Genomic DNA, 21,864 nt, shown 5'->3' with positions numbered 1-21,864 from the left:
TGACTCCCACAAAACAAGAATTCGATGTCGCCAGTACCCTTACGGAACGGACGGCCAACACAATGCCAGCTAGTAGCCTCTGAGTCTACGAACAAACATGGGACTCCATAGGCCAATAAAACCTATAAAATAGTGTAGCTAAGCCGTAAGTCGATACTGTAAACAAAGAGCTACAAGCCACGTGCAAGGGAGATACCTATGACCGAGACGCTCAAAACGCTGGGCGCCATTCTTGACGAGTTGGCTGCTGATCTACCTGAGGAAACTCTGCTGACTACAGCAATGAACTCAGGGCCCACTGAAACTGTCTCGCGGCGTGAACTAAAAAATTGGACTGACAATATTGCACGGGCGTTACTGGACTTGGGGGTAGTGACCGGGGATCTTGTGCCTATCCACCTGCCCACCTGCAATCAGTTTCTCGTCGCAGCGGTGGCTATATTCAAGGCAGGTGGCACCCCGATGCCGGTCAGCAGCAAACTGCCACCAACAGAGCTTATGGGCCTTATTGATCTTGCCCAGCCTCGAGTCATTATTTCTCGCCAAGCCTTTGATCAAACGACGGTTAACCCCGATGACTATAGCGATAAAAGCTCGGGCAGCGCCGCTTTACCGTATCGAGTCAGCAACCCCATCAAGGCTTTAGCCTCGGGCGGGTCAACGGGAAAGCCGAAGCTCATTCTCACCACTGGGGACGCGCTTTTCGATCCGGAGAATCCTATCATCCCTCAACTCATGCGCTTCGAACCTGGTGATCTCAAATACTCACCGGGCCCGCTTTACCACAACGGCCCCTTTTGGTTTTCCCTGAACATGCTAATCCGGGGTGGCCGGGTGCTGCTCAATGAACGCTTCAATGCCGCACGTTGCCTTGACTTAATTGAAGCCTATCAGCCAACGGTACTCAATTTGGTGCCCACCATGATGCAGCGCATGCTGCGCGAGCCCGATTGGCAGCAAAGAAACTTGGATTCTGTCCGTGTTACGTGGCACTTAGCGGCCCCCTGCCCAAGCTGGGCAAAAGAAGGGTTTATCGAAAAACTTGGCGGTGAGCGTGTGCTTGAGCTTTGGGCCGCGACCGAAGCCAACGGGCTTACTATTATCGATGGCAATGAATGGCTCCAGCATAAAGGTAGCGTGGGTAAAGGCATCGGCACGGAAATTTTAATTTTAGATGAAAATCGCGAGCCACTTCCAAACGGCGTGGTTGGCGAAATCTTTACCCGCATTGCCGGTGGCCCACCACCCTGCGAATACCTTGGATCACAACCTCTGGAAAACCTGCTCGAAGGCTTCACCAGTGTGGGCGATCTTGGATGGTTAGATGACGACGGCTATCTTTACCTCGCTGACCGACGAACTGATTTAATCATTTCTGGCGGCTCCAACATTTTTCCTGCAGAAGTTGAAGCTGTTATTACCCAGCATCCACAGGTTCGCGATGCGGCCGTCGTGGGCCTTCAGGATGACGATCTGGGGCGTCGCGTTCATGCTGTTGTTGAACCGCTCGCAGCACTGGACCCAGACACGCTGATGCTAGAGCTTTTGGATCTTTGTCGAGAACAGTTGCTCAGTTATAAAGTGCCCAGAACGATTGAATTGGTAGAGACTTTGCCTCGCAATGAGGCCGGTAAAATCCGCCGCACCTTGTTACGTGACCAACGCGATGCGCAATAAATCCTGCCGCCGAGGCACAGCAAGTTCACGGCCCTGGCTCGGTTCCAAGGGCCTCTTTCCCGCTGTGCATCAAGCTGGCGGAAAAGCGCATTCGGGACAAGGCGCCCGGGGAAACGTGTCAGGCACATATGAGTTCATAGCGGGGGCACAGTATGAAGAATCCTACGCTGGCAAACTTTCAGGTCGATGCAAATGCATGAGGGTTTGGGACAATCCGCGGGTCGCTGCCGACGTCTGCGATTACGGTGCTTGCCTTGGTGATTGTGGTTTTGCGATTATCTGGTCTCTAACCCTTCTAAAAGAGCAGCCCTACAAGCTTTCCCTATGAATCCAATTCATCCCAAAAAGTTATTGAACAGCAAATGGACTGCGGTGCGCCCCATCAATAAGGAAAAACACTTTGTGGTGAGTCGCGTGGAATATGACGAAGAGGGGCTTGTTATTGAGTGTGAGTTAAACGCTGTCATGTCTAATCGCTTTATTCAGATTGAGTGGTCGACATTAAAAGAGCGGGAGGTTTGGCTTCAGGGATGGCAGTAAATTTTTTGAATTTATTAGTCTCAGAAGCACACTGACTCGCTGGGCTGACGACTCGTTTGGCGCAACAGCCATGGGCACGCTCTGTGGCAAACACTTGGCACAGCAGCCTTGAACAGCATACAGCTGCGTTGCCCAAAGCGCTCAATAATGTTGGCGTCTGATTGACAAATGGAGGCCCGTGTTGCTTGCTATGCCCTTGCAGAAAACAGCTGTCCAAACCCATACTTTCAAAAACAACTCAACACTGGTCTTAAAGGAACAACCTATGGAACTTCCCAACATGAGTCTTTTGTCCATCACTCCAATTTACATTGCCTTGCTGGGCATACTCTTTGTTCCCATCACCATGCGGGTCGGCTTGTATCGAGTTAAGAACAAGATCGACCTCGGCGACGGCAATGACGATGCGCTGTTTAAGCTTAATCGCGGTCAAGGTAACTTCGTTGAGACCGTGCCACTCGCGGTGGTTTTATTACTTTTGATGGAACTGCTGGGTGCCGGTACGACCTGGTTGCACACCCTTGGCGCCTTGCTGGTGGTCGGCCGTTTCCTGCACTACGTTGGCATTACCGAAGTCGGACCCGGTATTGGTCGCCCTATTGGCATGTTTGCTACCTTTGGGGTCTATGCCACTGCTTCGTTTTGGATCCTGTTCGACGTGTTGGGCTAAACACTCGCGGCGCTGTTGCCAGTTGGCCGGCGCCATGCAACCGCGGCTCGGGACACCGACCCGTGCCGCGGCATAACACTCGCAATACTTGCTCCTTTCTCTAGGCTGTTTTTATCGAACAGCGCTTAACGCATTGAGCTATTTGGCTCAAGCGAACCTAGGGGAACGCCAGATTCGTAAACCCCTCCAAATGTGAGATTGTAAGAAGACTCACGGAAGTATGAGGTGTGTGGAGAAACGGTTTACCGGCAATCACCCCTGCAAGGCCCGTCTTATCATGGTGGTGCCCAACGCTTACTCACCGGTGCGTCTGTTACTTTAACAATCCCGTAAACCTCATATAAGACTCCTCATTTACCTCTCTCACTGAGATTGTGCTCAAGGTTGCGTGTATCTCGTAGTACAAGCGCCCTACCGTTTATAGGTATATAGGCCGTTGTCGCTCGCCGACAATGCTACAAAGATTTTTGTGCAACAAAGCGGCGTTGGCTGGGCACAAAAATTTTGGGGTGATCTGTCATTCCTCGGCTTTTTTAGGCAAAAAAAAGCCCGCCAATTTGGCGGGCTTTGCATTACGTCGTATTTAGAAGCGCAGCGTACCTCGCACACCGAAGACCGCACCCTCATCCATGTACCAGGTGTGACTTCCGGCAAGAACCGGCGTATCGAAGCTCTGCTGCAGAGCCGCTTCATCAAAGATGTTTCGGCCATAAGCCATAACTTCCCAACGCTCACCGCCTAGGCCAATACGTGCGTTGACCTTCGTATAGCTGTCAATATCGTCGTTAACGTCATCATCACCCGCGGATGAAAATTTACTACGATAGTTCGCATCAACACCTGCAAAGAGCTCCATTCCACCTAGCTGGGTCCGGAAATCGACAAACGCATTTCCGCTCCAGTCAGAGGCATACAGCGTGCTTACGCCCGTCAAGTCATTACTGGAGCCCGCTGCAATACCCGCTGGCGTTCCACACGCGGAATTTTGATCGAGCTGAATCGCATTGCACGGCCCATCTTTAAAGTCACCATAGGAAGCATCAAGATAGGCCGCGTTCACACCGACACGCAGGCTATCGGTAACCTGCAGCAGCCAATCAACTTCGACCCCCTGCACTTCCGACGAGGCCGCATTCTTCACAGCAAAGCCTACACCTTTAAAAATGGTCGTCTGCAGATCATCGTACTCAGAGTAAAACGCCGCCCAGTTCAATCGCATCGCACCGTCTAAGAACTCGTGCTTTCCGCCAATCTCAATAGACTCAACAGACTCGTCGTCGAATTCGAAGTCTTCGTTGGGAACATTAGACACATAGCTGTTGGCCTGAAAACCATTATTTACAGCGGGCGGAATGGGTGGCACGCCGACAGGAAGGTCGCCGGGGTTGCCATCATCCGCCGCACTGAAACCACCAGACTTAAAGCCCTGCGAGTAGCTTATGTAGAGCATAGCGCTGTCGCTCATATCCCACTGGAAGTTGACTGATGGCGATAGATCATCGGTCTTTCGCTGGCCTACCCAGTACTTGTTGTAAGTGTTGAAACTGCTGGCCTGAACGACACCTAGCCAGTTGTTATAAGCGCCACACTGTCCTTGGGTGCCGCCTTCCAAATTGCCGGTTATGCCGCAAAGACTGTCACCCAACTTTTGGTCGCTCACCGCGTCTTTTTCTTCCTCGGTATAGCGAAGCCCCAGAGTTACCCGCAGCGTATCGCTCAAGTCAAAGGTACCCTGAGCGAACACGGCCCAGGATTCCGTCTCCTGATTGAAGCTGTGGTTACGAGCCACCTGGTTCGCGCTGTAAACACCGTAACCAGGAATGCCATTGAGTGGGCTATCGCCAGTCAAAACGGCCAGCAGGTTTTGGGGCATTAAAGGTGCTGCCGCTGCGGGCAAGCCGTTAGCTAAGGCGACAAACTCAGGGAACAAGCCATCGAAGTTCGTATCAATAACGACCTGACCCAGCATATCGAGCTCGTTCTCATCGTAGTATGCCCCCACGGTATAGCTAAAGCGGTCGCCGATTTGAGAAGCCCAGCGTAACTCCTGACTGAACTGATCGTATTCGTGCTGATCACTTCGGTCGATAAACTGCAAAGGTAACCAATCTACGTCGACGTCGTCGAAATATTCATAGGATGCAAAGCCCGTCACCGAAGTTAAAGTGCCGTTACCAATGTCCCAAGACATATTCAGCGAAATGTTTTCGATTTCATCATCAGAATTTTCAGGCTTTAACCCAATGCCGATGCCGTCATCTTGGCTACGGCCGTAGCCGTTATCTTTGTAGGTGGTAAAGTCCTGACCCGCAATTCCCGGAAAGTCAGGGAAAAATACGTCCATAATTTGATAGGCCGTATTCGCAAAATCACTGCGGTTTGGCACGTCGGCGTTTCGCTCAGAAGGGCTCAAATACTTCCAGGTTGCACTGGCAGCACCGTCGCGATCACGCTGCATATTGGTATATTTTAGGTTCGCTGAGAAAGAGTCTGAAGGCTCCCAAACAACGGTAATTCGTGCACCTTGCTCTTCAGTGGCACCCTCATCTTGATCGAGGTAGGCGTTGTAAACATAACCGTCTGTTTCGCGATAACGAAAAGCTGCTCTCACGGCTAGTGTGTCGGTACCGCCTTGAATGAAGCCCTCATAAATCTGACCACCGTTTTCCTCGATGGACGCGTTAATTTCGCCTGTCATATCGTCGCCGGGTACCGGCGAGGCACTGGAAATGTTAATCGCGCCTGCAACGGTGTTCTTTCCAAACAGAGTCCCCTGCGGGCCACGCAATACCTCAATTCGCTCGACGTCCATTAACGCTGAACGGTACTGACGCCCACGCCCCAGATAAACGCCATCAAGGTACATACCAACAGACTGCTCGAAGCCTCGGTTGTTACCCGAACCAATACCGCGCATGTAGATATTGGTATTTACTGGCGCGTCGGCAATATGCAGGCTTGGCACAAAGTCGGCCAAGGCAGCGAAGTTGAGAATGGTGTTGTCAGCAATTTTCTCGGCACTCACCGTGCTCACGGAAATTGGAACGTCCTGAAGGTTCTCCGCCCGCTTTTGCGCGGTCACGATTACTTCTTCAAGTTGTTGTGCAGCCACAGGCGCCGCTGCCACAAAGGCAGTGACGGCTACCGCTAAGGGCAGTCGTTTTTGGGAAAACAGCATTGGTAACACCTCATTATGATTTTTTTTGAGATTCAAGCTGCGCCGTTGGCTCCAACAACGCAGCGGAAACGCGAGTGGTCGGTCATTCTTTTACTTGGAGAACCATATATACTCTTGGCCCCTCGCTCAAGTAGAAAATGGCCACATATGGCGGATGCAAACAAACCCATTACTATCGAAAGGCACGACGCAGTTGCTCTGGTTACTCTCGAACGGCCTGACGCCTACAACGCACTCAATCGAGCGCTGAGCCAAAGTCTGGTTGAGGCTTTTGATGAGCTCGCCAGCAACTCTGAAGTGCACGCTGTGGTTCTAACCGGTGCCGGCAAGGCTTTTTGCGCCGGTGTTGACCTTAAAGAACTCACCGCCAACCCCGGAGTGCTTAAGGATGGCGGTATGGGCACTAGCTCGCCCATGGTAAGAGCACTTAGAGACTGCGGAAAGCCCGTGATTGGGGCCATCAATGGCCCTGCTGTCACCGGAGGCTTTGAACTGGCTCTAGCCTGCGACTTTCTGTACGCCTCTCCCCATGCAAGATTCGCCGACACCCATGCGCGGGTGGGCCTTCTGCCAGGCTGGGGTTTATCCCAAAAACTCGGCCGTCTCATCGGCATCAATCGTGCCCGAGAAGCTAGTTTAACGGGCAACTTCATCAGCGCCGAGCAAGCCGAAGCTTGGGGGCTCGTCAACAAGATTTGCACACCAGACTCCCTAATTCAGGAAGCGGTAGACGCAGCACAACAAATAGCTGAATCCAATCCTGACACCATCAAAGCGATGCGCAGCCTCATGAATGACGGCGATTTACTCAGCCTGGGGGAAGCGCTCGAGCTTGAGGGTTCACGGGGCATCGCTTACCTGGAGCATGCGGACTTCAGTCAAATGGAGAACCGACTTCAGGCCTTGAGGTCTCGTTCGCAAAAGCGCTAGATTCGTTATGCCGCGACTCCAATCTGTAAACCCAGGCAAGGCCAAAGCTTTTTGGTTTAGTGAAACTATTCTTTTAGCCGCGCTACTGAAATCAGCCGGCGCATAACTTCACATCGGGCGCATCGGAAACAACAGCAAAATAAGACATAACTCATAAGGGCTGCGTGGCACACAGTCAGACATCAACAGAGGCAGTGTTTATAGTGTGCGAGCCATAGAGACGCTTAGAGGGGGCCCGCCCCTGCCCCTTTCACACCTCAAAGACGATGCAAGGAATACTATGCGTATAGTTTCAACAACCGTTGGACTAGGAGCGGCACGACAGTGAATGCGGAAACCTTTGATGAGGCCAAGTGGATTGATTGGACACTAGAGCAGACCCGCAGAATCGCAGTTGTGGGCTTATCTAGCCGCGAAGACAGAGACAGTTACAGGGCCAGCTTTTATCTCCATGAGCGAGGTTATGAGATTGTTCCCGTCAACCCTAATTATCCCTCAGTCATGGAGCTCAAGTGCTACCCAAGCCTTGACCAAATCCCGGGCACCGTCGACATTGTTAACCTATTCCAACGTCCCGATCGCGTACCTGCGAGTGTCGACGCCGCTATTATCCTTCAGCCAAAACTAATTTGGATGCAGTTAGGTGTTGTGCATAGCGAGGCCGCGCAGCGGGCGAGAGCAGCAGGCATCGGCGTAATCATGGATCGATGTATCAAAATCGAACACCAAACTAGATTCACAACCTGACCGGTCAATAATTTCTACCTGCATCGTTAAGCATGGTTGCCCCGCGCATTGCTCTGTGCAAACACTATTGGCTCACAACATAGTTTAGACTGCGACACTCATTCGAGTCCTTTTCACTGATAGACAGGAACCTTCCCATGAACACGCCCTACCCCACACTCAATCATGGCCTCAGTGAAGAGCTCAATATGCTGCGGGATACGGTTTATCAATTTTGCCAAAAAGAACTGGCTCCACGAGCTGGTGAGATTGATAAAAATAATGAATTCCCCATGGACCTGTGGCCAAAGCTCGGAGCTTTGGGTGTCTTGGGCATGACGGTCGACGAAGCCTACGGCGGCACCAACATGGGATACCTGGCACATGCCATTGTCATGGAAGAAATCTCCCGAGCATCGGCAGCCGTGGGCCTGTCCTACGGCGCACACTCCAATCTATGCCTCAATCAAATTCAAAAAAATGGAACCCCGGGGCAGCGCGAGCAATATCTCCCAAAATTATGCACCGGAGAGCATATCGGCGCACTTGCCATGTCTGAACCCAATGCCGGATCAGACGTCGTCAGCATGCGTTTGCGCGCTGATAAAAAAGGCGATCGCTATGTGCTTAATGGCAACAAGTTTTGGATTACTAATGGGCCTGACGCTGATGTCTATGTCATTTACGCCAAAACTGAACCCGATGCAGGCAGTCGAGGAATTACCGCTTTTATTGTCGAACGCGATAGCCCCGGATTCTCTCGGGCTCAAAAACTCGACAAACTGGGTATGCGGGGTTCAAATACTTGCGAGTTAGTATTTGAAGATTGCGAAATACCCGCCGAAAATATTTTAGGATCACTGAATCAAGGCGTCGCGGTGCTTATGTCCGGATTGGACTACGAGCGCGCGGTTTTATCTGGTGGACCTGTTGGGCTCATGCAGGCCTGCCTAGACGTTTGCGTGCCTTACGTACATGAGCGCAAACAATTTGACCAACCCATTGGTGAATTTCAGCTGGTTCAGGGCAAGCTCGCAGATATGTATAGCTTAACCGCCGCAAGCCGCTCATTTTTGTACGCCGTTTGTCGAGCGCTTGATCGCGGCGAGGACAGCCGAAAAGATGCCGCAGCGGTTATTTTGTATACCGCCGAAATGGCCACCAAATGCGCACTCGATGCCATACAACTATTAGGTGGCAATGGCTACATCAACGACTACCCAACCGGCAGACTATTACGAGATGCCAAGCTCTATGAAATTGGTGCGGGCACCTCGGAGATCCGCCGAATGTTGATTGGCAGGGAACTGTTTCGAGAATCCGACTAAGGCAGGTAATCCTAAAAAAGGTTGCTGACGTAATGCAGTCTATCGGTGATACTCCGCAGCGCAGATGAGCCGCAATGTTTAAGCAAACTAAGCAGACAAGAAAGTGGGGCCACGAGCCCCACGAGTTGCAGAGCGTCGCGTTTAACTATTGCAGTAAAAAGGAAAGCGCGCTGACGCGCTTAATGCTACATGGCTGCCCATGAACGGCGGTCCTAATGACAACAAGGCGTCCAACCTCGGTGACTTTCTAGTCCACTAGAGGCATGACGCCCGACAGCAATCGGGTAACAATCGCGGCTGTCTATAACCAATCAAACAGGAGTCACTATGGCACGCTGGGAATGTATCGTTTGCGGCCTCATATACGATGAGAAAGAAGGCTGGCCTGATGATGGCATCCCAGCGGGAACTAAGTGGTCCGACGTGCCAGATGACTGGTTATGTCCAGATTGCGGTGTTGGCAAAGACGATTTTGAACTCATACCCGGTTCAGAGGGCGAGTCGGTAGGTGAGGCCGAACCTGACGCAGGTGCCAGTGAAGCGAATGCTACGAGTAACAATCGCCACATCGTTATTGTCGGCAGTGGTCTAGCGGGCTACGGGCTCGTCAGCGGGCTACGTAAACTTGATCCCGAAGTGGCCATTACTTTGATCACCCGGGATGGCGGTGAGAGTTATTCGAAGCCCATGATTTCCACGGGCTACACGAAAAACCTGTCTGCAGAGAAACTGGCTGCCCAAAGCCCAGAGGCCATGGCTGAGCAACTCAATGTGACCATGCTCACACGTAAAACGGTTGTCAGTATCGACCCAAGCAGCAAACGGTTAAACCTCGACGACGAAACAGTCATTACCTATTCAGAGCTTGTTCTGACGCTGGGCGCCGAGTTAATTCGCCCGCCAATGGGTGGCGATGCCGCCGATGACGTCATGGGGGTCAATGATCTCGACGACTATCGAAGTTTCCGTGACACGTTGGAAGCAAAGGGGGTGCGCAAAGTTGCCGTTATTGGTGCGGGCTTGATTGGCTGCGAATTCAGCAACGACTTGTTAAACGGCGGGTTTGAAGTCGAGGCCGTAGACCCTATGAGCTGGTGTATTCCTACACTTCTCCCAGAGCCTGCGGGACGCGCTGTTCAAGCCGCCCTCGAAGCCAAGGGGGCCCGCTTCCATTTTGGCCCATTGGCAACAGAAGTGAATCGCTCAGCCACCGGGTATCAGGTGCAGTTAAATAACGGTGAGCACATTGACGCAGATGCCGTATTGTCTGCGGTTGGCGTTCGACCTCGAACACAGCTTGCCTCTTCAGCTGGCCTCGACGTAGGTCGAGGAATAAAAACAAACCGCTTGCTAGAGACCAGCAGCCCTGGCATTTATGCCCTTGGAGATTGTGCCGAGGTTGCAGGCCACGTACTTGTTTATGTTGCCCCCCTGCTCGCCGCAGGCCGCGCGTTGGCGGCGACGCTCACGGGCAATCCAACTGAAGTTAGCTACCCCGCCATGCCTGTAACCATCAAAACACCAGCATGCCCCGTTTGTGTCTCACCAGTGGCCAAAGACGCAGAGGGCAGTTGGACGCTGACCGGCGAGGGATCTGACATTAAGGGTCTATTTCACAGCCCCGACGGGCAGTTACTGGGCTTTGCGTTAACAGGCGCTGCAGTAAAAGAGCGTATGGCCCTGACCAAAGAGCTGCCGCCAATCCTAGATTAGCGGCACCGGCGATGGTGTTTGGATGTCAGAAGCTTATTCTGGCATCCAAACCGTAAGTGGCGGGCTCGCCCCAATAACTAATCGTCCAAAGGCCGAAAGGTATTGTGTTCTCTCTGTATTCTTCATCGAATACATTTTTACCCCACAGAGAAACCTCCAAGACCGAACTACCAACGGCCACATCGCCCAAAGTAAGACGGGCATTTACAACATCGTAAGCCTCAATCTGGCTTGTGAAGTTTTGGTCCTTGTTAGTGTAGGGCACGAAGTTATCTTTGTAGCTCCAATCTACATGCAGGGAGAGTTGTCCCCAGGCTCGTTGCATCACCGACCAATCTAGATCAAGACTTGCCGTACTCTCTGGCGCGTACGGAAAATCCTTCTGATTTCTGACATCCTGCCCTAGCTCGACAAACTCGTCGTACTCGGTATCTAGATAACCGTAATTCAGTCCAAGCCTCAAACGCTCACTTACCTGCGCTGCCAACTCTAACTCCAAGCCTTTAACCGTAGCAGCACCCGCGTTTGCTACAGTAGAAGCTGCACCGCCACTACCCTCAAGGAAAACACTAAACTGCATGTCGGAGATATCGTTGATAAAGGCAGCGGCGTTCAACTGAATGCGATCATCAAGGAACCGTGACTTTAAGCCTAGCTCGTAGGAGTCGACCTCTTCCGGTTCGTAACTCTCAAGAAATGCCTCAGCAGACGGCGCTTCACCATTAAATCCGCCCGCTTTCCAACCCTGAGCCGCCTTTGCGTAGACAGAGGTGTTTTCGCCCAAGCGATAGGACAAAACCGCGGTGGCCGTTGTATTACTCCAGCTATCCTCGGCTGAAAGTCCAAAAGCGCCAACGCCGCCTGTCGAAGCGTTTGGATGCAGTATGTACTGCTCTTTTTCTTCGTCGGTGTAGCGAACGCCAACTGTGAGGGTTAATGATGACGTTAGATCCCAATCAGCCTGTCCGTAAACGGCCCAGGAGCTATTGTCCAAACCGTATTCGTTATTATCTGCAGGCGATCCGAACAACCCGAAAAACTCAATGGGATTGTAGACGTCCCCCTCTTCACTGAAGTAATAAAGACCCGCGACCCAGTTTAAAGCGTCATTGCCACCTGATAGCTGAAACTCCTGTGAAAATTGCTCGTAATCCACCTCCCGAGTTGAGGTAAATAAATTCATGGGCGTACCGTCAATATCAAGCTTGTCTGACCACTCAAGCTCTCTGTTTGCGGTAATCGATTTCAGCGTGATGTCATTCCAGTTGAAGGTGACCGTCAATGCATGACCACTCACATCGGAGCGCTCATACCCCACCTCATCATTGCTGATGGCCTTAGCGCGATCAGTGCCGGGCGTGACGTAAAGTGCCTGAAGGTCGCCGAGGAATCCCAGACCAAACGCCTCGAACGCCGGGCCGCTGACGTCGGTCAACTGCCCCATATTCGGCCGCTTATCCATACTAGAGTCATCGTAGCTGTAGCGCAGTTCCAAGGACTCACTCACCGCCAATGACAAGTCGAGTCGCAGCGCATCGCTCTCCATATCTTGGAACGTGTCGCTGGACACGGAGTTTACGAAAGGGTTGAAGCCCCCCGTAGGATCTAAATCTATGTTGTCGTAGAAACCATCACGAGACCGACTAGCGTAAGCGAAACTAGCTCGAAACTCGCCCATGCCCTGACCCACAGTGCCAAAAGCACCCGTGTCAAAACGCCCTCTCAATCCTGTGTAGCCTTCATTACCTAGGCTACCCTCGACATAACCGCCCAACTCAGCGGCCGGTGTTTTGGTAATGAGGTTGATTGCGCCGCCCAGTGTGTTTTTGCCGTAGAGCGTGCCCTGAGGCCCTCGCAGCACCTCTACCCTTGCCAGCTCGGCGACATCAAAAATACCGCCCAAATTTTTACCCAGAAAAACACCGTCGAGGTACAGACCTACCGTAGGCTCCCAAGTGAGTGCCGGATTGATAGTGGTTGAGCCACGAATAGCGACCGTGGCGCCAGTGCTGATACCCGGCGAGGGTGCTATTTGCACATTGGGCACGAACAAGCCGATATCTTTAACGTCGCGAATGCCGCGGGTAGCAATATCAGACTCAGAAAAAGCAGTAATTGCCACTGGGATATCTTGCAGTGACTGTTCTCGCTTCTGGGCTGTGACGATGACTTCTTCCAACGCATTTTGCGCAGAGAGACTGCCCGCAGCAAGGATGAGTCCAGCGGTGATTAAAGAACCAGAAAAACGTTTCATGTGTATGCCCCCGGGCTAAATTTTTAGCATTGAGTCATCATCACTTTCTAAGGGCCGCTTTTCGTCGTCTGATTGGCCGATGTCCAAACGGACGTATCAAACGTGCACCACATTTTTTTTAGTTGGTGATAAGGATGAAGTGCTACGCGAAAGACACATTAGCGCGCCGAGAAACACAAGGATGGCACCAGAGTCTTTATCATCAACACCCCAACCCTACGGGCCTACCAAATACTCACAGCATGGCGCCGCGCCCGTTGCATGAAGCCCCAAAACAGCGGGCGCATTGCAAAGAACCCTTGGGCGTAAGTTATTCGTTGAAGGTGGGCTTCACCCTAAGTTTTACCTGCTCACCTCGGGTGTGGTGCTCCTCCCAAAGACGAACATAGCCTGTGGTAGCAATCCGCCAGACCCCGCCCTCTAGACGATATTCGTCTTCATAGAGGGCGCTACCCATTACGGTAATGTCGTGCTTTAACTGCACAAAGATGTCCTGCAGATACCAAATTCCCGTGGCGCGATCACCCATTACCTCTATTTCGGGATGATGGCCATTGTGCATACCAAAGGCGTCGGCACTAAACGACTTGCGATAGAAGGCCTCCAACGCGGGCCATCCGGTTAAATCGAAATCGTAATCAGCCCCCTTAAACTTTGCCGTTGCATCCTCGGTAAAAACGCTCTGCAGTCCCCCAATATTGCGGGTGTCCAAAAAACGAAAATACCGTGCTTTTAGCTGCTTGATTAGCTCAATAGCTTCTAGGTCCAACGCCATCGCTTTAGCCCTCAATACCGTTAATTAGCTTCGCGCTTTGGTAGGCCATAGTCATAGCCGGTCCCAGAGTTGCGCCGGGACCCGGGTAAGTCGGCAATATGGCTGCCGAGCAATTACCGACCGCAAACAGCCCTTCAAACACACCACCAGCCTCTAGCTTGACGCGTCCGTGCACATCAGTGTCCAGACCCCCTAGTGTGCCGAAATCTCCCGCTTCAATGCGCATGGCGTAAAACGGCCCCTCATCGATGCTGGCAAGGCATGGGTTGGGCTTTATATTTGGGTCCGCATAATACCGATCGTAGGCTGATTCCCCGCGGTGAAAGTCTTCATCGATACCCGTTTCCGCGTAATGGTTCATTTTTGAGATCGTCGCCACAAGACCCGTTGGATCAATGCCCACTTGCTCTGCGAGCTCGTGAATGGAATTTGCTTTCGCCACGAATCCTGTTTCAAACCAAGATTTTGGGATCTGCCAGTCGGGTTTCATCGCAGCGGTCATTAGAGGGCCTACCATGAAATTTCGCCGAAACCGGGCATCAAAAATTTGCCAAGCTGGAGCATTGGGGCTTGCTTCACTGTGAGTCGCAAATAAATCTTTTTGAAAGGCCATATAATTTTGCGACTCATTGGCAAAACGCTCGCCGGCGCGATTAACCACGCAAGAACCGGGAAAGGATTTTTCCATAATCGCAAGCCGCGGCGTGGGCTCATCGGGCACGCAAAGCGTCGTCGTCCACCATGCATCTTTCATCAGTCGAGTTTTGGCGCCCAGGGAGAGTCCTGCCAGTAATGCATCACCTTCATTCGCAGGGTTACCCGCACTCCACTGTGTGTTAGTCGGCGCTGGTAGATATTGCTCTCGCAGTGCCTGATTTTTTTCAAAGCCCCCCGCACCTAAAACAACGCCTTTACGCGCTCTAATACGCAGGGACTGACCGCCTTGCTCTACGATCACACCAGTCACACGCCCTGCTTCTTCGACAACGGAGGTCATTCGCGTGTTAAATAGCAGCGGAATGGAGCGCTTTTTTACTGACAGGTAAAGCCGGGCAATTCCTGCAGAACCGGTACATAAACGACGATCTATTGAGGTCCGGAAACGCCAAGCGATATCGCCAACGTAGCCTACTATCATTTTTGCCAGCAACGACTTCCAGCCTGAGGCTTGGGTCATGATGGTGTGGGCTTCAACCTGCGTGAAGTGAATACGACTGAACATGCGCATCATGTGGTGAGTCCAGCGCAAATTTTTCCAGTCATCACCCAATTCGGACATATTAATTGGCTTCGGTTCCAGAGAGCGATGGCCTGATTTGGCGCCCTCATAGTTGGTGTAATAATCGGGGTAATGCTCCAGTGATTCATAAATCACATCAGTGCGATCTGCCAAAAACTTGAGCATCTTAGGTGACTGATCGATGTAGATGTCGATCATTTCCTCGGGGACATCCTCGCCGAATAACGTCCCCATCAAATATTTTTTTGCATCCTCTGCACTGTCATCTGCACCACAAGCCTTTGCATAGTGATTGGCGGGAATCCAAATACCCCCACCAGACGTCGCGCTGGTGCCGCCTACCTTATCGGTCTTTTCAATGATCAAGACATCTTGGGTGCCCATTTCCCAATTGCACAGTGCTGCCGTCAGCGCACCATTACCAGTGCCCACAACGAGAACATCGACCTCTCGATCCCATTTGGTTTCACTCATCGCTACTCTCCCCCAATGTTCTTGCTTGCAACCACTACACTCAGCTCCGTAGCGTCAGGCATGCTGACTGGATACGGAAACGACTTCGCCCGTCATGTAGCTGGCGTAATCAGACGCCAAAAACATCATCACGTTGGCAACCTCCCAAACTTCGGCGGCCCTTCCAAATGCTTCTTTAGACGCCAACTCCTGCAATAGCTCTGGCGGTGTGGTTTTGCGCAAAAAGTCGTGCATAGCAATACTGGGCGACACCGCATTTATGCGCACACCGAACTCTGCGGCTTCCATGGCAGCACATCGGGTAAGGGCCATGACACCGGCTTTCGCAGCGGCGTAATGACACTGTTCCTTCTGAGCACGCCATCCCAATACCGAGGCGTTATTGACGATCACCCCAGCTTGGCGGGGTTGCATAACGCGCAACATGGCTCGAGTCATTCGCATGGTTCCTGTCAACGTAATATCGATAACGCGATGCCATTCCTCATCGCTCATATCAACCAAGTTCTTTGTGCCGCCCAGACCCGCGTTATTTATCAGAATATCAACACCGCTAGTCGCTTTTTCTGCCGACGTTACGAGGTGCTGCACCGCGTCTTCATCGGTGACATCTGCCAAAAAACCGTAAATACCAGCCTCTGAATTCAGGGCCTGTAGGCGCTCAGCCGCCTCTGCGAGGCGCCCTTCATGCACATCACTGATGACAACGGCTCTTGCGCCTTCCTCGACTGCTCGCTGAGCGGCGGAAAAACCAATGCCAGCGCCTGCTGCTGCAGTGATTAAAACCGCTTTACCAGCCAACAGTTGATGCCCTGGTACATAGGCTGGAATCGTTGCGCTCATAGGTACTCTCCTAGGACTCGCCGCGGGGCTCTCTGGGCATACCCAGAGCGCGCTCGGCAATAATGTTGCGCTGAATTTGATTAGTCCCACCGTAAATGGTGTCGGCTCGGGTAAAGAGAAACAATGACTGAAGTCGGCCCAAGCTGTAGGGAGCAGCCTCCAAAATTTCGGCCTCAGGGCCCAACACATCCATCGCTAGCTTGCCCAAATTTCGGTGCCAACTTGACCAGCACAATTTGTAGATCATAGCTTCTCTATTCAAACTGCCATCATCACCGCCCGATAACATACGTAAGCTGTTATAGCGCAATGTTCGCAGGCCAATATGAGCCTCTGCAATGCGTTGACGGATTGCAGGGTTTTTACCCGTACCATTCTCTCGGGCAATACGGATGATCTCGTCCAATTCGGTCTGAAATAACATTTGCTGACCCAAGGTGGAGACACCTCGCTCAAAACCCAACAGCCCCATCGCTATCTTCCAGCCCTGTCCAGGCTCTCCAACGATGTCATCACTGCTGCATAGCGCGTCGTCAAAAAACACCTCGTTAAACTCTGCCGTGCCCGTGAGCTGGGTAATAGGCCGAATCGTGACACCGGGCTGATTCATAGGGACAAGAAAAAAGCCCAACCCCTTATGGCCCTTTTCAGCAAGGTCGGTTCTGGCAAGAACAAAAACAAAATCAGACTCGTGGGCGAGAGACGTCCATACCTTCTGGCCGGTGATTCGCCAGCTCTGGGTACTCTCGTCTAATACCGCCCGGGTGCGCACTGCGGACAAATCAGATCCAGCACCGGGCTCTGAATAACCCTGACACCAGAGCTCTTTTCCCGCTCTAATGCCGGGAAGATAGCGTTGCTTTTGCGACTCTGAACCAAACGCTAATAGGGTTGGCCCAGTGAGGGTTTCGCCAATATGACCAACACGACCGGGGCCACCGGCCCTCGCATATTCTTCGTTAAAAATAACTTGCTGCTCGATGGTTGCGCCCTTGCCTCCCCAGTCCTCTGGCCAGCCTATACACGTCCATCCACCCTCCGCTAAGCGCGCCTCCCAAGCTTTACGCTCTTCGACGTAAACATGCTCATCACCCGGGCCACCGCGGTGGCGAATCGAAGAAAAATCCCCCGCCAAATTGTCTGTCAGCCAGTCCGAAACCTCGCCGCGAAATTGCTCGTCTGCCTCTGTAAACCTAAGCTGCATGGCAATCGTCTCCATCAAGCAGCATAGCCGCAAGCACCTCTCGCTGCTCATCGGGACGCCCTAAATAGGCTTCCATGGAGCGGGCTCGCTTAAAATAGAGCTGGATGTCGTACTCTTCGGTGATACCCACACCACCGTGCAACTGAATACCCGTTCCGGCGCAGAAAAAAGCGGCATCACCCGCTGAGGATGCGAGCATTGCCGCCGCTTCCCGGAGATCCGCCGAGGGCGCAGTCGCCATTAACGTCTCATCGCCCACGCAGGCAGCGTAATAAAGCAGTGATCTTGCGGATTCGACTTTAAGCATCATATCCGCAGCTTTATGTTTTATCGCCTGATAGGACGCAATGGTTCTGCCAAATTGCACCCGCTCACTGACGTAAGACACGCTTTGGTCAAGACTCGCCTGGGCGCAGCCCACTTGCTCAGCCCCCACCATGATACGGCTGAGATCCAGCACTGCCTCCAGATGTTGCCCCCAGTCGGTTGCCAGGCAGTCCTCACCATTAACAGCAACACCTGAGAGTTGCAGAATACCCATGGGGCGGGTTTGATCCATAGTGGGCATCCTCGAGAACGCAACCCCAGCCTGATTAGCCGCGACCCGAAACAAACCCAATTTGTTGTCGATTTGCGCGACCACCAGCAGTGCATCGGCTGAATTTCCCGAGGCAATAAAGCGAGCTTCTCCCTGTAGCGTCCACCCACTAGGGACCTCGGTCGCGACAATTTCTACCCCTTGGCCATCCCAATGAGGGCGCACCGCTGTATGGGCAAAAGCCACCAACTGACCCCGCGCAAGGTCGTCCAACATCGTTTTTGCCAGAGGCTGATCGACTACGGTGCGCAGTGCCAGCGCGCTTTGCGTTCCTGCAGCCAAAGGTGCCGGCGTTAAGAAACGCCCCATTTGTTCGAGCACTATCACAACCTCGAGCAGGCCCAAGCCTAGGCCTCCAAACTCTTCAGGAACCAAGATTGCCTGCCAGTACATATCGGTACAAATCTTCTCCCACAGGCGCTCATCAATGCCTGAGTTCGAAGCCATAGCCGCCCTGACCGCAGGACTGTCCGAATGCTCAGAGAGAAACCCCTCAACAGAGTCTCTCAGCATGAGCTGCTCGTCTGTAAAACTGAATCTCACCGATCGATCCTCAAGTTCCCCAAACCGTTTGCGCTGGCACTTCGGCTTCCAACAGGGCATCAAACGCCGTACCCACATCTTGAGGTGCCCAGCGCGCTTTGCGATCAACGCCCTCGGTACTGCGCCAGCCGTCTGCGATAGCAATGCGCCCCCCCTCAGCTTCTATAATTCTGCCGGAGACATGTTCGCTCATGGGTGAACACAACCAGGCAACAACCGAGGAGACATTTTCTGGCGCGAAATGATCAAACCCGCCGTCTTCTGGCGCTGCCATACGCGTGGCCATTTCAGGCACTGCCGTTGTCATGCCCGTTCGGGCAACAGGACATATCGCATTTGCCGTCACTCCATACCGGCCAAGTTCAGCCGCCTGATTGAGGGTCAATGCGGCGATGCCGGCTTTCGCCGCTGCGTAATTTGACTGTCCAATGGAGCCCTGAAGCCCCGCACCGGATGTCGTGTTCACAATGCGACCGCTGACAGTATGGCCCGCTTTAATTTGATGGCGCCAATATTGAACTGCATGGCTTGCGAGGCAAAAATGCCCTTTCAAATGAACTGCCATTACTGCGTCCCAGTCGGCTTCGCTCATCGATGCAAACATGCGATCGCGATTATTTCCCGCGTTGTTGACCACCCCATGAAGGTCACCAAATGTTGCAAGCGCCTGCTCAATCGCCTTACCCGAACTTTCATAATTAGTAATATCCGACGCGTTGGTGACCGCCTGTCCGCCGGCGGCAATAATTTCCGCTACCACAGCATTAGCAGCGTCCAGATTGATGTCATTCACCAATACCGCGGCACCCTCTGCTGCTAAGGTGCGTGCATGGGCTGCACCTAAGCCTCCACCCGCACCCGTAACGATCACCACGCGCCCCGAACATATTCCTGACATAACGTTTATCCCTAGACTCTTTCGAGGATGGTGACGTTGGCTTGACCACCGCCTTCGCACATCGTTTGCAGTCCGTATTGAACCTGTCGACGCTCCATTTCATGCAGCAGTGTGGTCATAAGTTTTGTCCCCGTGGCACCCAGTGGGTGACCAAGCGCAATTGCACCACCATTCACGTTTGTTTGAGCATGGGGATAATCGGTCTCTGCCAGCCAAGCCATCGGCACTGGCGCGAAAGCTTCGTTAATCTCGACTAAATCAATGGCGTGTAAAGGAATGCCCGAGCGCTCAACGGCACGCGCCGTTGCCGGAATGGGCGCCGTCAGCATCCAGATAGGATCATCGCCGCGCACGGTCATGTGCGCGATACGCGCTCTGGGGGTTAGGTTGTACCGTTTTAGAGCAGCCTCTGAGACAATCAACACTGCAGAAGCGCCGTCACAAGTTTGGCTCGAGACCGCAGCCGTAATAGAGCCTCCCTCCTGCAGCGGCTGCAGCTGCGCCATAGCATCAAGGGAGGTATCACGAATCGTTTCGTCTGCAACGAGACCCTGATACGGGAGGATCTCGCGATCAAAATATCCGGCATCCGTCGCGGCGCGAGCACGACGATGAGACTCCAAAGAAAATATCTCCATCGCCTCGCGGGACAGCTGCCATTTATCGGCAATCATCTGAGCAGAGCGAAACTGTGTGACCAAGCCATCACCATAGCGGGAAACCCACCCTTCGCTACCGCTGAAAGGGTCGTTGAAACCCAACGCTTGTCCCGCCAACATCGCTGAGGAAATCGGAATGGCGCTCATCGTCTGCACACCCCCGGCGATAATCACGTCCATGGTCCCCGACATGACTGCCTGAGCCGCAAAGTGCACCGATTGCTGAGAAGATCCGCACTGACGGTCAATAGTTGTTCCCGGCACCTCGTCGCTGAGTCCCGCTGCGAGCCAACAAGTTCTGGCAATATCACCCGCGAGTGGGCCGACAGTGTCGACGCAGCCGAATATCACGTCATCATAATCAACATCGGGGATGCCATTTCTCTCGACCAGCGCTTTAAGGACTACGGCGCCTAAGTCAGCACCGTGAATTTGCGCCAAGGATCCGCGTCTTCTTCCCGTCGGTGTTCTGACGGCATCGACAATGTAGGCTTCGGCAACTTGCTTCATAACTAATCTCCTCAGGCGGCCACTGAATCGGTGATGGAACCTCGGCCGAAGGTCAAGTCAGGGCCCAACAAGGCGTTGGGTCGCAACAGCCACTCGTGAATACGATTTTTATGAAAGCCCTCATCGCCCCATTCCCGCGCTAACGCCCATGCGCGCTTGACCCAAATTTGCAGATCACACTCCCAGGTGTAGCCCATAGCACCATGGGCCTGTATGCAGTGCCTGGTCGCAAGAAGTGCTGCCCGTGCGGCCGCCACCTTGGCGTGTGACACCGCCAAATCGGCACGTGAGGGTGATATCTCTGCGGTGTAGGCAGCGCGATAAATAACGGGCTTTGCGTATTCGATCTGTACCGCAACATCGGCTAATAAATGCTTGACTGCTTGATTCACGCCGACCGGCTTTCCGAACTGCTCGCGATCGGTCGTGTACTGCACGCTTTGATCGATCATTGCCTGAGCAAGCCCAACAAGCTGGGCTGCCGAACTAAGAGCCCCTCGGTTTAGGGTGGCTCGCCAAAGCGCAGCCCCTGACTCGCCCTTGGCTAAACAGTGGGCGTCATTGGCCTCAAAGCTCACCTCAGCAATCCGCCGCGATGGGTCGACGCTTTTACAGGGTTTAATCGTGACCTCATCGGCGGGCAACAGGTAAAGGCCTTCACCGTGACCTAACAGAAACCACTCGGCATGCTCGGCAAAGTTAATAAACGGGTTGATCGGGTGACCCGTTGCAATCAGTGCACCTCCCTGCAGCGCATCCAACGCCTTCTGCACAGAACCATGCCCCAGACCTTTATCTAGGACATCGACCAACAGTGGCGCCGTTACCATCGCTTGTTCGGCAATCGGTTCTGGGCAAGCGACGTAGCCACATGTTTGGGCCATCATGACAAAATCTTCCTGCCCCAGTCCCAGGCCTCCCAAAGCCTCTGGAACCAGCATGCCTAGCAACCCCAGCTCCTGAATTTGCTGAAGCAAAGGATTATCAAGACCGGATGCCGTCGACCACCGATCGCGAATACGATCAGCCGTCACCTCCGCAGTAAGAACGGATCGCGCGGCTTCGGCAAACAGCTGCTGGTCTTCAGTAAACGTAAAATCCATG

Annotated in this window: 17 protein-coding genes; 7 read left to right on the top strand and 10 right to left on the bottom strand. The window is 53.0% G+C overall.

Annotated elements, in window-relative coordinates:
- Nucleotides 1-198 precede the first annotated feature (198 nt).
- The 3 genes from ACMAZB_RS07235 to ACMAZB_RS07225 all read left to right on the top strand — a co-directional run bounded on the left by ACMAZB_RS07235 (nucleotide 199) and on the right by ACMAZB_RS07225 (nucleotide 2,887).
- On the top strand, nucleotides 199-1,677 hold the full coding sequence (locus tag ACMAZB_RS07235) for an AMP-binding protein (RefSeq protein WP_435219981.1): 1,479 nt from the start codon (nucleotides 199-201) through the stop codon (nucleotides 1,675-1,677).
- 324 nt (nucleotides 1,678-2,001) lie between these two features.
- On the top strand, nucleotides 2,002-2,217 hold the full coding sequence (locus ACMAZB_RS07230; RefSeq protein ID WP_435215702.1) for a TIGR02450 family Trp-rich protein: 216 nt from the start codon (nucleotides 2,002-2,004) through the stop codon (nucleotides 2,215-2,217).
- A gap of 265 nt (nucleotides 2,218-2,482) precedes the next feature.
- Nucleotides 2,483-2,887 (top strand): MAPEG family protein, encoded by a 405-nt coding sequence (locus ACMAZB_RS07225; protein WP_435215701.1) that lies wholly within the window; start codon nucleotides 2,483-2,485, stop codon nucleotides 2,885-2,887.
- Nucleotides 2,888-3,470: 583 nt separating this feature from the next.
- Here ACMAZB_RS07225 and ACMAZB_RS07220 read toward each other — a convergent pair.
- Nucleotides 3,471-6,065 (bottom strand): TonB-dependent receptor, encoded by a 2,595-nt coding sequence (locus ACMAZB_RS07220; RefSeq protein WP_435219980.1) that lies wholly within the window; start codon nucleotides 6,063-6,065, stop codon nucleotides 3,471-3,473.
- Between the two features lie 147 nt (nucleotides 6,066-6,212).
- Here ACMAZB_RS07220 and ACMAZB_RS07215 point away from each other — a divergent pair, with 147 nt between their 5' ends.
- The 4 genes from ACMAZB_RS07215 to ACMAZB_RS07200 all read left to right on the top strand — a co-directional run bounded on the left by ACMAZB_RS07215 (nucleotide 6,213) and on the right by ACMAZB_RS07200 (nucleotide 10,762).
- The gene (locus tag ACMAZB_RS07215) at nucleotides 6,213-6,995 is read left to right on the top strand and encodes an enoyl-CoA hydratase (RefSeq protein ID WP_435219979.1); all 783 of its coding nucleotides are present in this window, start codon (nucleotides 6,213-6,215) and stop codon (nucleotides 6,993-6,995) included.
- A gap of 324 nt (nucleotides 6,996-7,319) precedes the next feature.
- Nucleotides 7,320-7,742 carry a CoA-binding protein gene (locus ACMAZB_RS07210; RefSeq protein ID WP_435219978.1) on the top strand — a complete coding sequence of 141 codons (423 nt, stop codon included), beginning with the start codon at nucleotides 7,320-7,322 and terminating at the stop codon, nucleotides 7,740-7,742.
- 137 nt (nucleotides 7,743-7,879) lie between these two features.
- Nucleotides 7,880-9,049, top strand: coding sequence for an isovaleryl-CoA dehydrogenase (locus ACMAZB_RS07205; protein ID WP_435219977.1), 1,170 nt, complete (start codon nucleotides 7,880-7,882; stop codon nucleotides 9,047-9,049).
- A gap of 327 nt (nucleotides 9,050-9,376) precedes the next feature.
- Entirely contained in the window at nucleotides 9,377-10,762 is a 1,386-nt protein-coding gene (locus ACMAZB_RS07200) for an FAD-dependent oxidoreductase (protein ID WP_435219976.1), read from the top strand.
- 25 nt (nucleotides 10,763-10,787) lie between these two features.
- Here ACMAZB_RS07200 and ACMAZB_RS07195 read toward each other — a convergent pair whose 3' ends face one another.
- From ACMAZB_RS07195 to ACMAZB_RS07155, 9 genes are all read right to left on the bottom strand, one after another.
- Nucleotides 10,788-13,016 (bottom strand): TonB-dependent receptor, encoded by a 2,229-nt coding sequence (locus tag ACMAZB_RS07195; protein ID WP_435219975.1) that lies wholly within the window; start codon nucleotides 13,014-13,016, stop codon nucleotides 10,788-10,790.
- Between the two features lie 310 nt (nucleotides 13,017-13,326).
- Complete coding sequence (locus tag ACMAZB_RS07190; RefSeq protein WP_435215689.1) at nucleotides 13,327-13,791, bottom strand: nuclear transport factor 2 family protein; 465 nt, start codon at nucleotides 13,789-13,791, stop codon at nucleotides 13,327-13,329.
- A 4-nt stretch (nucleotides 13,792-13,795) separates the two neighbouring features.
- A complete protein-coding gene (locus ACMAZB_RS07185) occupies nucleotides 13,796-15,505 on the bottom strand; it encodes an FAD-binding protein (protein ID WP_435219974.1) in 1,710 nt (569 codons plus the stop codon).
- 54 nt (nucleotides 15,506-15,559) lie between these two features.
- Complete coding sequence (locus tag ACMAZB_RS07180; RefSeq protein WP_435219973.1) at nucleotides 15,560-16,348, bottom strand: SDR family oxidoreductase; 789 nt, start codon at nucleotides 16,346-16,348, stop codon at nucleotides 15,560-15,562.
- A gap of 10 nt (nucleotides 16,349-16,358) precedes the next feature.
- Nucleotides 16,359-17,552, bottom strand: coding sequence for an acyl-CoA dehydrogenase family protein (locus ACMAZB_RS07175; RefSeq protein ID WP_435215684.1), 1,194 nt, complete (start codon nucleotides 17,550-17,552; stop codon nucleotides 16,359-16,361).
- The gene (locus tag ACMAZB_RS07170; RefSeq protein ID WP_435219972.1) at nucleotides 17,542-18,693 is read right to left on the bottom strand and encodes an acyl-CoA dehydrogenase family protein; all 1,152 of its coding nucleotides are present in this window, start codon (nucleotides 18,691-18,693) and stop codon (nucleotides 17,542-17,544) included. Before ACMAZB_RS07170 ends, ACMAZB_RS07175 begins: the two co-directional genes overlap by 11 nt.
- A gap of 10 nt (nucleotides 18,694-18,703) precedes the next feature.
- The gene (locus tag ACMAZB_RS07165; protein WP_435215681.1) at nucleotides 18,704-19,591 is read right to left on the bottom strand and encodes an SDR family oxidoreductase; all 888 of its coding nucleotides are present in this window, start codon (nucleotides 19,589-19,591) and stop codon (nucleotides 18,704-18,706) included.
- Between the two features lie 11 nt (nucleotides 19,592-19,602).
- Nucleotides 19,603-20,760 (bottom strand): acetyl-CoA C-acetyltransferase, encoded by a 1,158-nt coding sequence (locus ACMAZB_RS07160; protein WP_435219971.1) that lies wholly within the window; start codon nucleotides 20,758-20,760, stop codon nucleotides 19,603-19,605.
- A gap of 11 nt (nucleotides 20,761-20,771) precedes the next feature.
- Nucleotides 20,772-21,863 (bottom strand): acyl-CoA dehydrogenase family protein, encoded by a 1,092-nt coding sequence (locus ACMAZB_RS07155; RefSeq protein WP_435219970.1) that lies wholly within the window; start codon nucleotides 21,861-21,863, stop codon nucleotides 20,772-20,774.
- Nucleotide 21,864: the final 1 nt, after the last annotated feature.

This window comes from Luminiphilus sp. nBUS_07, assembly GCF_051201685.1.
GTDB lineage: Bacteria > Pseudomonadota > Gammaproteobacteria > Pseudomonadales > Halieaceae > Luminiphilus.
Note: the sequence above shows the minus strand (reverse complement) of the source record. Positions and strands in the feature narration are given on the sequence as shown.

Bases quoted from the DNA above. Each gene is read 5' to 3' on its own strand.
- ACMAZB_RS07235 (WP_435219981.1), top strand. From the start codon at position 199: ATGACCGAGACGCTCAAAACGCTGGGCGCCATTCTTGACGAGTTGGCT.
- ACMAZB_RS07230 (WP_435215702.1), top strand. From the start codon at position 2,002: ATGAATCCAATTCATCCCAAAAAGTTATTGAACAGCAAATGGACTGCG.
- ACMAZB_RS07225 (WP_435215701.1), top strand. From the start codon at position 2,483: ATGGAACTTCCCAACATGAGTCTTTTGTCCATCACTCCAATTTACATT.
- ACMAZB_RS07220 (WP_435219980.1), bottom strand. From the start codon at position 6,065: ATGCTGTTTTCCCAAAAACGACTGCCCTTAGCGGTAGCCGTCACTGCC.
- ACMAZB_RS07215 (WP_435219979.1), top strand. From the start codon at position 6,213: ATGGCGGATGCAAACAAACCCATTACTATCGAAAGGCACGACGCAGTT.
- ACMAZB_RS07205 (WP_435219977.1), top strand. From the start codon at position 7,880: ATGAACACGCCCTACCCCACACTCAATCATGGCCTCAGTGAAGAGCTC.
- ACMAZB_RS07200 (WP_435219976.1), top strand. From the start codon at position 9,377: ATGGCACGCTGGGAATGTATCGTTTGCGGCCTCATATACGATGAGAAA.
- ACMAZB_RS07195 (WP_435219975.1), bottom strand. From the start codon at position 13,016: ATGAAACGTTTTTCTGGTTCTTTAATCACCGCTGGACTCATCCTTGCT.
- ACMAZB_RS07190 (WP_435215689.1), bottom strand. From the start codon at position 13,791: ATGGCGTTGGACCTAGAAGCTATTGAGCTAATCAAGCAGCTAAAAGCA.
- ACMAZB_RS07185 (WP_435219974.1), bottom strand. From the start codon at position 15,505: ATGAGTGAAACCAAATGGGATCGAGAGGTCGATGTTCTCGTTGTGGGC.
- ACMAZB_RS07180 (WP_435219973.1), bottom strand. From the start codon at position 16,348: ATGAGCGCAACGATTCCAGCCTATGTACCAGGGCATCAACTGTTGGCT.
- ACMAZB_RS07175 (WP_435215684.1), bottom strand. From the start codon at position 17,552: ATGCAGCTTAGGTTTACAGAGGCAGACGAGCAATTTCGCGGCGAGGTT.
- ACMAZB_RS07165 (WP_435215681.1), bottom strand. From the start codon at position 19,591: ATGTCAGGAATATGTTCGGGGCGCGTGGTGATCGTTACGGGTGCGGGT.
- ACMAZB_RS07160 (WP_435219971.1), bottom strand. From the start codon at position 20,760: ATGAAGCAAGTTGCCGAAGCCTACATTGTCGATGCCGTCAGAACACCG.
- ACMAZB_RS07155 (WP_435219970.1), bottom strand. From the start codon at position 21,863: ATGGATTTTACGTTTACTGAAGACCAGCAGCTGTTTGCCGAAGCCGCG.